We start from the raw sequence: 662 nt of genomic DNA on the forward strand, positions 1-662 counted from the left end.
CAAGTAAAGCAGCGATGCTTCCCTCACGCCGCAGGGGGCTCACATCAGCCCCAAGGGCATGGAATATGAACTCACGGATTGAGTAGCGATAACCTCCTCTCTCCGAAAGTAAAGAACAAACCGTTACACGAGACCTTCGGCTCGTGAACTAGATCGTTAACCATAAACCTAAACGGAGTTTACAGATGAATGACAAGGTAGTAGAAATTAGCAAGTCCTTATTTTTTGCATCAATAGCCGTGCTTTTTCTAACAGCCTCTTATTTAGCATATATCAACCCAGCTTTCAATTTCAGCTTAGCGAAGGAAATAGATGAGGCAGCAGCTATAAAGAGGAGCTTAGAGCTTGAGGAATACAATAAAAAGAATGCCAAACTCAAAGAGTGGAAGTGGTTTAATTGGTCAGATGTAGCTACGAATAGTGAAAAATATCCATTGGTTATAGTTAGAAATGGATTCAAGGTTATAAATATAAGTGACATAGATGCGCTGGTCGGGTGCCCTGACTAGGACACCCATCGTTAATGGCGCAGAAGTTAACCTCCGGCTATGCTTTGATTGAGCATTGAACAAGGAGGTTTTTATGCCACGCCCTCGCAGAACTCAAATAAGTATCGAAGACACACCCTATTATCATTGTTGTAGCCGCGTCGTTCGCCGTGC

Annotated in this window: 1 protein-coding gene and 1 pseudogene; both read left to right on the plus strand. The window is 43.4% G+C overall.

What is annotated here, in order from left to right; genetic code table 11:
• Window positions 1-185 precede the first annotated feature (185 nt).
• Entirely contained in the window at window positions 186-509 is a 324-nt protein-coding gene (locus DVO77_RS18930) for a hypothetical protein (RefSeq protein WP_119979410.1), read from the plus strand.
• A 73-nt stretch (window positions 510-582) separates the two neighbouring features.
• Window positions 583-662 (plus strand): annotated as a pseudogene (locus DVO77_RS18935) (Mobile element protein); the annotation flags it as partial.

It is taken from the genome of Shewanella algidipiscicola (assembly GCF_003605125.1).
Taxonomy (GTDB): domain Bacteria; phylum Pseudomonadota; class Gammaproteobacteria; order Enterobacterales; family Shewanellaceae; genus Shewanella; species Shewanella algidipiscicola.

Excerpts from the sequence above, each read along its gene's own strand:
- DVO77_RS18930 (WP_119979410.1), top strand. The coding sequence starts at position 186 with ATGAATGACAAGGTAGTAGAAATTAGCAAGTCCTTATTTTTTGCATCA.